Origin of the sequence: Anaerobacterium chartisolvens (genome assembly GCF_003337415.1) — a bacterium.
GTDB lineage: Bacteria > Bacillota > Clostridia > Acetivibrionales > DSM-27016 > Anaerobacterium > Anaerobacterium chartisolvens.
Window position 1 is genome coordinate 14,599 of sequence record NZ_QPJT01000004.1, and the last position, 11,505, is coordinate 26,103.

An 11,505-nucleotide genomic window follows, 5' to 3' on the forward strand; every position below is an offset into this window, starting at 1 on the left:
AAACTCATTCTCCTCTCAATTGATCTATCCAGAAGGACTTTTTTTCAAACGGATACGGTGGCAGCGACACTACCCTTCCCGATCCGTCGGGATGGATGCTCTTCCAGTCAAAGTCTGCTCCTGCCGCATATAAGTCTCTTATAACCGAAAGCAATCCCGAGTCAAAGCAACCCCCTTCCGCAGGCTGTGCAACAAGGATTTTTAACTTGTCCCCAAGTCCTTCAGGCAGCATTTTTGTGCAGTCGTCCTCTGCAATGCACAGGCCCAGCACAATATCAGCTTTCTTTAGAGACTGTCCCAACGCCTGATTTTCATTATCGCCCCGGCTTTCTTTTTTTCCTGTATTGCCTCCGGCAAAGTATTCCTCTAATGCTGCAGCCCAATCTATTTCATTGTTCAGCACATCCGCCGCTATTTGCCCTGAGCCCATCCCGCTGATATTTAAAATATCTGCCCCGGCATGTTTTATTTCCCTTGCTAACCAATACCAGTATGCAAAAAATGATAATTCCTTGCCGTCATACCCCTCCAATGCCATGATATTATGCCGGTTTACGCTGTCATAAAGCTCCGGCAGGTTTTGTTCCGGCACCCTGCCCTGCTCCCCTCCATAAGCAGCTACATTTTTTGTGATACATTCCTTTATATCCCCTATTATTATACAAACCCTTGCCGGCCTGTTCTTTAGAAAACTGCCCTTGCTCACGGCACTGAGGCTGCCCGTGCTTCCGCCTGAAGAGACAATACAGGCGGCGCGATATCCGTAATGCCTTCTGTAGCGGTTTCTTGTAAAGCACAAATTGTTGATATCCATATCAGGAGTATTCTTAAGCATGTCCTCGGTTTGACTTATAATACTCTCCAATGCGCCCTCCGACTTAGCAGACATTGTCAGTATTTGCAGCTTGCTCCCGGAAGCTGCGGCAGGCTCTTCCCTCCACTCCTCCAGTACGATATGCGTGTTTGTCCCTCCCAGGCCAAAGGAGCTTATTCCCGCCTTCCGTGTCCCGCTCTCCCTTGCCGGCCAGTCCCCGGCTTCCTTTACAATATATAGCGGGGTCTTTTCAAGCTGCAAGGCGGAGTTGACATTTTCCGTATGCAGTGTGGGGACCAGCTTTTTATTCTTTAAGCAAAGCAAAACCTTTACAAGCCCCGCGCCGCCGGCAGCAGGCAGCAGGTGTCCTATATTGGTCTTAACGGAGCCTATTCCTATATGGCGGGGCGTATCCTTCCCATGCTTGGAAAACAACTTGGACAGTGCGTTAATTTCTATGGGATCCCCAATTGCCGTACCCGTTCCGTGTACCTCAATATATCCTATTTCATCCGGCGAAACTCCGGCATTCATATATGCGTCCTCTATAACCTTAAACTGCCCCTGAGGATTTGGAGCCATTATTCCCAGAGAATACCCGTCGTTATTAACGGCAGCTCCACGTATAACTCCGTATATATTTTTGCTGTCCCTTACCGCCGTATCAAGAGGCTCTAAATAGACAACCACAACCCCTTCTCCAAGAACCGAGCCGTCGGCGTCTTTATCAAACACCTTTGAATATTTCGTTGAGGAAATAATGCCTGCATTTCGTGCCAGCACATGTATTGACGGATCTGCCAGAATATTTGCACCCGCGACAACCGCGCCGCTTATGCTGTTATTTGTTAAGGCGGAGGCCGCATGGCATACGGCGGCTGAAAATGAAGAGCAGGCGGTGTCAATAGCCATTGCGGGGCCTGTGAAATTATATTTATGCGATATTGCCGCGGCTATTATATTGGGCATATTGCCCACCATTGCATTGTGGTGAACCTTGTCTATACCGTTTTTCTCTATATGTTTTATAAGCAGATTAAGATAAGTGTTTGAGCTTATCCCCGCATATACCCCGACATTACGCTCCTCCTCCATGCCGGGAACCGCTCCCGCATCCTCAAGGGCTTCATAAGAGGCCTCCAAAGCAAGCCTTTGCTGAGGATCTGTGACCATTGCTTCCTCGGGAGACATCTCGAAAAAGTCATTGTCAAACATATCAATATCCTCAAGCTCTCCCATCCACTCATCCCACTGTGTGCCGCCGCATAATTGCTTTCTCCGGGCACTTACCTTGGCAATGCTGTCCCTGCCGTTGTACAGGTTGTCCCAAAATATCCTGTGGTTTTTAGCACCGGGCAGCCTTACGGCTATTCCGGTTACTGCAATGGCCCTGTTATCCTCAGAGCTGTTCTCCGGCCTTAAGTCAGATGTCTTTTTACCTCCGCAATCCGCCCTTGACTGAAGATACTCGGAAATTTCCCTTATTGTCTTGCAGAGAACAAGCACCTCAGGGCCTATCTCCCTCTTCAGATGCTTTTCAATTGCATCCAGAAGCTGGTACGCCTTTACGGAATTGCCGCCAAGCTTAGAAAAGGAATCATCAATTGATATTCTTTGCGGGGGGATATTTAAAAGCTCAGACCAGCTTTTATGCAGGAATATCTCCAGTTCATTCTGCGGAAGGCTGACAATCCTCTCTCCCTCCCCGCACTTGTCTATGCCTGCCTGTATTTCGTTTAATAAAGTGTCATATACTCCGCTTTCATAATAATTGCACAACTGAAAACGCTGTACCTTGCCGCTTGTGGTTTTTGGTATCAATTTAATGGGAATGACATGGGTTACCTGTACTCCCAGTGTCTCATTCAATTTATCTACAATGCTTTGGCGTAAGGGCAAAAACTTTTCTATATCAAGCTTGTACTTTATAAACACAAGCAGCTCTTCCTGCCGGGTCTTGCCGCTAAAAAGCCCTGCGACAGCGATATTGCCCCGGGGTATCGTGCCAAGCTCATATATAATTTCCTCTAAATCATGGGCAAAATAGTTCTGGCCCCGGATAAATATTATGTCCTTTATCCTTCCACTTACCACCAGAGAATTATCGGCAATAAACCCCAAATCCCCCGTGCGCAGCCACCCGTCAACATACATCCTGCTTGTTATGTCATCACAATTATAATAGCCCTCTGTAACAGATTCTCCCTTTATCTGAATTTCTCCAATCATGCCCTCATCAAGCGTTCTGCCGCTGTCATCCGCTATCCTCACGTTTATATTCTGTATAGGGCCTCCCTCTTGGACAAACTCAATTTTATCAGCGTCATTGTCATCCTCGACAGGGACGGCAATATTTTCATTAATCATTTTTGTTCTGGAAATGCTATGAACCTTGGGCAGCTCTCCCACAATTGATATGCATACGGCAACAGTCGCCTCCGCCATTCCATATCCGGGGAGCATCATGTTTTTCCTGAAACCGCATTTAGAAAATTTTTCTGCGAAAGTATTATTTACTGCCGTAGATATAGGCTCCGCACCGTTTAGCACAAATCTGAGTGAGGACAAATCCAAAGAAGACAGCTTCTCATCGGGTATTTTTTCCGTCATCCACGCATAACCGAAATTAGGGGATGCAAACCATGTACCTTTGTGCTCGGTCAGCTTCTTCAAAAACATATACGGCGAACGCACAAAGGTAAAGGGTGAGAACTTCATTATGTTACAGCCGTTGACTATAGGAGTCATATGCTGTGCAAACAGCCCCATGTCATGGGTATGTGGCAGCCAGGTAAAGGCTATGTCATTTTCTGTAGCCTCAAACCTGTTGCTGAGAGCAATTATGTTTGTAAGTATATTTCTGTTTGTGAGCTTGACTCCTTTAGGAATGCCTGTGCTGCCTGAGGAAAACTGTAAAAACACCAGATCCTCCGGCTTTGTCGGAAATATTTCCTCCATGTCGCCGCAAACCAATTCATCGGTGGAAATAACCTTGAGCTCCCCGTATTCCTCACAGCCTTGAAGCAATTTATAATGCTTGTGGTTTTGCTTTTCAATAATTATTACGGGTCTGTCAAGAATTTCCCATACCCTGGTTAATTTCAGCAGCCCCGTCGAGCCCGGCTCCCATGATGCCGGCTGGGTAACAGGCGCCGCTATAATTCCCCCTAAAATACACGCCCAAAACACGTTATAAAATTCCTTAGAGTTATCAATCTCCAATATCAGCTTGTCCCCCGGCCTTATACCATTTTCATAAAGCCTTTTAAGGCATTTGCGCGCATTGTCCACAAGCTCCTGATAGCATACAAGCTCCTCTCTGCCAGCTGCGTCTATGTATCTTATGCCCTTATGGGGATATTTTTGCGCTATATACACAATCATTTCCGCCAGAGTATTGTACTCCTTTGGATAAATAAGCGATTTACCGTTTAAAACAGCCTTTCTAGCCATTTCTTACGCCTCCTTGCAATTCCTCTTATGGTGCTTAAAAGCCTCTCTGCTTCAGCCACTTGTTCATTTCATTTTCACGTTCTCTTAAATCTTCCTTTTCACTGTTGTATTTGCCAAGCATGTATTCCGTCTCTATTTTTCCGTCGGCTAAGTAAATCACTCTCTCAGCTCTTGCCGCTACCTTTGAATCATGTGTGACAACCAGCAGCGTGGTTCCGTTTTGATTTATATCATTTAAAATTTTCATTACCTCCAGTGCCGCACCTGAGTTTAGGGCTCCTGTAGGCTCGTCTCCGAAAATGATTCCGGGGCTGTTGATAAGTGCCCTGCATATGCCGGCGCGCTGCAATTGCCCGCCTGAAACCTTTGTAATATCATGCCCGCCGATTGCTTCTATGCCTATCCTTTGCATCAGCTCCTCCGCATCCCTTATTACCTCCGCCCGGGTCTTTTTACCGGCTTTAATTCCGGGAAGCATTATATTCTCTTTTATAGATAGTGTCTTTAAGAGATGAGAATGCTGAAAGATAAATCCCATTTTGTTAAGCCTTATTTTACTTATTTTGTCGTCGGACAAGCTGGAAATATCCTCTCCGTCAAACAGCACCTGTCCACGGGTCAGCCTGTCCATTCCGCTGATATTGTACAGAAGAGTTGATTTTCCCGAGCCCGACTGACCCATTATAACAACAAATTCTCCTTGCCCTATCTGGAGATTTATCCCCCTTAACACTGCCGCTTCGTCTTCCTTCTCTTTCCCGAAGCTCTTATATAAAGCCTTTGCCTCCAAAACAATTTTCATGGCGTCACGTACCCCCTATAATTTATAAAGCCAGCTTCTATATATTTAGCAATAAAGATTTTACATGGAGGATATAATTTGATGAAAGAAATTTTTTTGACCCGTAAGGAATACATCTAAGAAAAGCGCCTGATGACATACCCGTGAGACATTTCCCAGCAAGGCGTCTTTTCGTTGCTATTAAAAATTTCTGTAAGCAATTATATCCTCTATGTTTGTAAAATCTTTATTGCATCCTATATATCACTCATTAATAAGACGGATTATGTTATAATTTTTAAAAACAGCCGAGCAATACCATGTCATCGATACAACAATTATCAGAATAATAAGCGGACAAAATAAATACGCTTCAACGGGATTAATTACAAATGATATTTTTGAAATTCCTATCCCCACAATTCCTATAATACCGCTTACTATGCCTTCACCGAGAGTATTTGCAAACAATGTTCCGACAAGGATGCCTATAAGGGACACCAGGCATGTCTTTATAAGGTATTGCTTTCTTATATCCAATACTGTGAAGCCTATTGCCTTGGATATGGCAATGTGAGAATATTCCTTTACAATCTGCAGCTTTAAGTACAGTATTATAAACAACGCCACAAAGCATGCCACCATAGCCGCAACCGCAAGCACCGCCTTGCTAAGCTGTCTGGTCACGCCGCCCACCGTCTGTCTTGCAAATTCCTCCATATCCATTACCTCAACGTCTACCCCCATGGCTTCGTGGTATTGGTCTACCTTCTGACCGGCATTCACGCCATCCTTTAAATTTACGCTGAAGGAATATTCCTTCACAGCCTTTTTATCATAATCTCCTGTCATTTTAGCGGTATAGCCCCCGCTTGTAACATCCTGATAAATGCCCGAAACAATTACTTCCGTTTGCTGCCCGCCCATCCTCATTTTCAGGGTTTTGCCCGCGCTTGCCCCAAGCTCGTTTGCATTCATTACCGAAATTGCGATTTCATTTTCATTCACAGGCATGTTCCCTGAGATATAACGCAGTTCCTCATTTGCTTTATCGCTGCAGTCAACGTTTATATTTATCCACTCTCCGTCCTTATTGACCGCTTCGTACACAGTGCGGGCCTCTATTGAATAATTCGCTACATCGGCGTCCCCGGAGAGAATCTCCACCGTTTTGTCATATTTATCCGTAAGGCTTTCGGCTGTGGATACTGAAATAACTATATCGCTTATCGATTTCCCCATGTAATTAATGAACTGCGGTGATTTAAATGTGTTAAGCAGGTTCATGGGAACAACCATGATGCTTGTTGTAACAAGCATTATAAAAAACAGCATAAAATATATTTTGCCTTTTGCCATAATATCCCTTACACCCATGAATAAATTGACAGGCAGGCGTTTAACCCTTTGAAGCCCCAAACACCTTACAGCCCGGGAGATTTTAATTTTGTCATTGCCTTCGCTGCTTATAAGTGCTTCCACAACGGAAATCCTTTTTATCTTTTTCATAATTCTTTTGCTGAAATGCATTTCAAGCATATAGACGATACATACCGCAAAAATCGGTATAATCACGGTGGCAGCACCCGTCTGGGGTGAACCGAAGGTTTTAGTTATGTTTGATAGGAACAGCCTGTTTGCAAATATGGATATGACATACCCTATAATGCATCCCGCTATTGCCAGCGCTCTGTATTTTATCATGTAAAGCTTTCTTATATCGCGGAATGAAATACCTATCGCCCTCATAGTGCCTATTGACTTTATCTCCTCCTCCATTGCAGTCAAAATTGTAAACCTTAAGCACAGGCATACGATAAAAATAAGGAAAAAGCTTACCAGAATAATTACCACCACCATCATAATATCCGGCAGACCGCTTACCAGCCTGATAGCGGTATAAGTAATGGCAGGCCCGTTTGCAGGAAGTCCGGCATTTTCATAGGCAGTCTGGAATTTCATCTCCTGAGACAGGTCTTTAAGATAGAATTCTATCAGGTGCTCAATCTTCCCGGTATTTTCCTTCAAAATTTCATGTTCCCTCTCATTCACCAAAAACCGAGTGGATGAACACATGGTGGAATTCATCTGCGAATCACGGACATAGCTTGTTACTGTAAAGCTCATGGAAAAATCCCCGTCCTTGATTGTTATGGTGTCTCCAATGTCTATATCGTAGCTGTCCAGCAGTATGATCGGCACCCCGATTTCCCCTTTTGAAGGATAAATGGGCTTATTGTCCATATTGAGCAAAAGATCATATTTCTCGCTTTGCTTTATAAAGCCAAGATCTAAAAGGGAGTTTATCATTGAAAAGCTTGTTCCGTCAGGCTTTTTTATCCATATATTCCCACCGTAGACATTGAGCATTTCTATATCCTGCCAGTCCTCCACATAGTCTATGCCCTCGGCAAAATCATTTATTTGCCCAAGTTCCGCATCTCCCATATGCATCTGCATGAAGTGAGGCGGCCGAGCTATTTTATACATGGTATCAATTGACTCAAATACCTGTATGACTATCATCGTTCCTATGGACATCAACGCCGCGGATAAAACAATAAACAGCAGCAGAGTAATGTTAATCGCTTTATTCCTCAGCAAATCCTTTTTTACCATTGATAAATTCATGCTTTAATCCTCCTAAGCGTTTCTGCCGACAAAAAACACCTTACAATATTATCACAAACATATAATATTCTCCATATAATCGTTAACATTTCTGCACATTTTCCGTATAATTCTTCATATGGTTTTCCAAATTCCTTAAAGGCTTTGCCTTTCTCACCAATACCGCAGTTGCCACTACCGACAGTCCTGCGATTATCAGCATGAAGCCTATGCCCCTTCCCTTGCCTGTGCCTGTGAACAGCCCGATACTCTGTGCCAGAAGTCCCCCGTTCATTAATAACGGTCCGAACACATAGTCGGCCAGCACGCCCGAAACGGCATATGCCACAAGGTAGCCGGCCTGCGACAGGACGCTTATAAAGCCCCATGCCCTCCCCTGCAGCTCATTCGGTATCTTAAGCCTTGCCAGAGTATCGGCGCAGGCGGTTGCAAAGGGCAGACCCAAAAAGAACATCAGCCCTGTGCCGATAATTACGTAAATATTTGTCGTAAGCCCCATACCCGCCATAAACAGGCCGATTACTATAAGGGAATTTGATAAAATATTTACATAGTTTTTCTTAATGCCTAAGACACTTATAATAACACTGCCGATTAAAATGCCTACCGCACTGACCGACTGAATAATTCCCAATGTCTTAGAATCTGAAAAGGAGAGAATCATAGGAGCCAGCAGAGTCTGTAAAAACCCCACATAGAAGCATACCAGTGCCATCAAGCCAACTAAAACCCTTATTCCCATATCTCCCGTCACGGCATTCCACCCTTCCCTCAACGCCTTAACGGGATGAAAGCCGTCATAGGCAGCCTTCACAGCAGACCTCACTGTCCGCATTCCTTTTCTCACTAATAAAATTGTAAACACAGTAACAAATAACGTAGCTATATCGATCAGCAATATCAGCCTTACATCCGCAAACACCAGAATAAACCCGGCAGCGGCGGGAGAAATCAGAAACTTGGCGGAGGATGCAAGCTGTACTAAGCCGCTTGCCTTTGCAAATTCATCCTCTGTCAGAAGATCCGTAACAGTGGCTTTATAGGCAGGCCCAAGCAGTGAAACAAATGTTGCGCTGACGGTAACACCTATATAAATTTGCCATATCTCAACGCTGCCCGTTTGCATACATATAAGTATATAAAGAAGGCCCAATGCAGAAAAAAGGTCACCGCATATCATCATCAGCCTTCTGTCAAACCTGTCCGCTAAAACACCCCCGATAGGGTTTAACAGCACGGTGGGCAAAAAAGCAAAAAGCGTAAACAGAGATACCGCAGTCGCACTTTCAGTCATTTTATATATATAAACACCAAGAGCAAAATTGCTCATACCGCTGCCGATACTGGAAACCAGCTCCCCGACCCATAGCATCAAAAACTTTTTCATTCATTAACCTCTCCACATAATATCCTGTTTAAAATCTATCACTGTAGGGGCAGACCTATGTGTCTGCCCTGATGTTTGCCCTGATGTTTGCCCTGATGTTTGCCCTGATGTCTGCATGTTTCGTGTCTTTGGGTAATTCAGGGCAGACACGCAGGTCTGCCCCTACGATTTTTTTCTCTTAATCTGGTTTTCTTTCTTGCACCTTCCAATACGGGTTTTATTTCTTCAAACTGTTCTCCCCCAATCCTCAGCCCCATACTCCCGGCACCTGAAGCAATAAAATGGTTATAACCACATGATAAATAACATCCAGAATAATGTTGGCAATTTCCGTCTTGGACTTAACCTCACTTTTAATTACCTCTGCCGTATGCGTCCACAGCCCACTGATTCCATACATATACAATGTTACCAGTGTTCCGATCCAAAACGGCCCTCTCAGCCATATGGATAAAATACCCATTACCCCGACACCCAATTGTGAAAAACCGTACTTCACCTGAAACGGTCCTCCCGGCCAGCCAAGGGACTTAGCCGTGCTATCTGCCTTTATAACATTAATATAAAAGCCAAGCACACCCAGCAAGCCGTGAGTAACCGCAAACTGATGCAGCACAATCACCTCGCAGATCACGCTTACACCCCCGCCAAACCCAATTATTAATAAATGCACAAGCGCAGAAAGCAAGCCCGCGCCAATCAATACTAAAATCCACATAATAATCCTCCCGAAATAATGTTTTAAATAAGTGTATCATCTAAAATAAATGCGCCATCAGATATTTTCTCTATGTACTCCGCAACCTCAGACGCTCTGCTGTCAATAAACAGGTGCTCTCCCTCTTTTATCGGCAGCACCGTTATCTTATCCTTTATATATGAAAGCCACTGTCCAAGCGTATCCGCAGGCTGAACGGAATCATTTTCCCCCCAAACCAAAAAGGTTGGTATATCAATTGCAGTATCGGGCTCCTTAACGGCGGCGGATTCCAGTATTTTATAATCCGCACGGAATACCGGCAGAAAAAACTCCAGCAGCCCTGTTTCCTGTATTACTTCTTTGGATATAGCTCCATACGCAGCCAATTTTTCCAGCAGCTCACTATCGGGCAGCAGAGAATTTTTTTCATGCCTCATTGAGCGGGGAACGGCACATGCCGACAGCACCAACGCCTTAAGCCCCCCAGCTATGTCCCGGTTCTCCATTATCTTCTGCGTCAGATAGTAGGCGATTACACCTCCCATGCTATGCCCGAACAGAATGCATCCGGGAGTGATTATTTTTATAATCTCCTTGTAATACATATCCGTTAAAACGTCTATGTCCTCTACCGGTTCAAGCTTTGAGCTGCCATGTCCCGGAGGGTTTGCCACCCATACGTTCATATGTCCTCCCAGCTTATCAATCAAGCCGTTAAAGGCCGAAGCTGAACCGCCCAGATATGGAAAAAAGATAACCTGCCTGCCCTCCTCTCCTTTTCTCACTTCACTAAACAACGAAATATTCATAATAAATTACGCCCCTACTATGGAATTTTTATTTTTTGGATAACTTCTGTTTTCTATAAAATCGGGAAACACTTGCAATATTTCTTCCACCGGTTTATTTGCGTTACGGCTTTTAAATACAAAATGCAGTATGGCAAACAATACGCAGTATAAAAGAATCTCAACAATCTGCACGCTTATATTAAACTCGTACAAGCCAAGCTTTCCGCCTGCGCCCGCCACCCACATTGCCAGCATATAAAACAATACATTCCCCCCAACATCATTCAAAATATAGCTGATGCATACGCTGAATATAATATGCTGCACGACATATAACAGGCAGGTTGCGATATCGGGAGCCGAAGGGAAGAATAAAAGCCCCAGCAGAAGTCCTGTCATAGCTCCGGCCTTTACATTATTTTTATACTTCCTCTGAAAATATGGAAGCACAAAGCCATAAAACCCTATTCCTATCCCAATCATGCCCGTTTCTCCCCAGAAATTGCTAAGGAAAACTACAAGCATCTCCATCGGCTGCATTGTAATTTCCGGCACATAGAGATTAAATAAAATCAATATATACCGCACGCTCACCGAGCAAAGGGCTGTTACAGAAAGTATTATGGGAATCCACAGCAGGTCCTTTCTTCGTGGGATTAATGTGCGTAAGAAATTACCCAAGCCCCGTGGCCCGCCATAAATAAGATAGATAAGAAGGCACGGAATGGCAGGAGAATTCAATCCAATCATTGCAAGCGGATTATTTCCGTCCAGCTCTCCGAAACGGGACACCATAAAATCACTGAATAAGACGTATGGCAGGATTATCAGCAGCCAGAGGATGCCAAAGGATATTGAGATAAAAAGCAGCAGATATTTTCTGTATATGTTTTTTTCTTTTTCCGTTTTTATCTTTACCATAAATACCTCCCTTAAATTAATAGTATT

7 protein-coding genes are annotated in these 11,505 nt (G+C 44.2%); all 7 read right to left on the reverse strand.

All coding sequences use genetic code 11. The features are described from left to right. Positions 1-4 precede the first annotated feature (4 nt). The 7 genes from DFR58_RS04410 to DFR58_RS04440 all read right to left on the reverse strand — a co-directional run bounded on the left by DFR58_RS04410 (position 5) and on the right by DFR58_RS04440 (position 11,478). Positions 5-4,267: a beta-ketoacyl synthase N-terminal-like domain-containing protein gene (locus DFR58_RS04410; protein WP_114296603.1), complete on the reverse strand. Its 4,263-nt coding sequence runs from the start codon at positions 4,265-4,267 to the stop codon at positions 5-7. A gap of 34 nt (positions 4,268-4,301) precedes the next feature. After that, positions 4,302-5,069, reverse strand: a complete 768-nt coding sequence (locus DFR58_RS04415; protein WP_114296604.1) for an ABC transporter ATP-binding protein — start codon at positions 5,067-5,069, stop codon at positions 4,302-4,304. A gap of 243 nt (positions 5,070-5,312) precedes the next feature. Beyond that, a complete protein-coding gene (locus tag DFR58_RS04420) occupies positions 5,313-7,679 on the reverse strand; it encodes an FtsX-like permease family protein (protein WP_114296605.1) in 2,367 nt (788 codons plus the stop codon). 82 nt (positions 7,680-7,761) lie between these two features. Beyond that, entirely contained in the window at positions 7,762-9,066 is a 1,305-nt protein-coding gene (locus tag DFR58_RS04425; RefSeq protein WP_114296606.1) for an MFS transporter, read from the reverse strand. A 247-nt stretch (positions 9,067-9,313) separates the two neighbouring features. Then, a complete protein-coding gene (locus DFR58_RS04430) occupies positions 9,314-9,784 on the reverse strand; it encodes a DUF6790 family protein (RefSeq protein WP_114296607.1) in 471 nt (156 codons plus the stop codon). A 23-nt stretch (positions 9,785-9,807) separates the two neighbouring features. After that, positions 9,808-10,575: a thioesterase II family protein gene (locus DFR58_RS04435; RefSeq protein ID WP_114296608.1), complete on the reverse strand. Its 768-nt coding sequence runs from the start codon at positions 10,573-10,575 to the stop codon at positions 9,808-9,810. Between the two features lie 6 nt (positions 10,576-10,581). Next, on the reverse strand, positions 10,582-11,478 hold the full coding sequence (locus tag DFR58_RS04440; protein WP_147273139.1) for a hypothetical protein: 897 nt from the start codon (positions 11,476-11,478) through the stop codon (positions 10,582-10,584). Positions 11,479-11,505 lie beyond the last annotated feature (27 nt).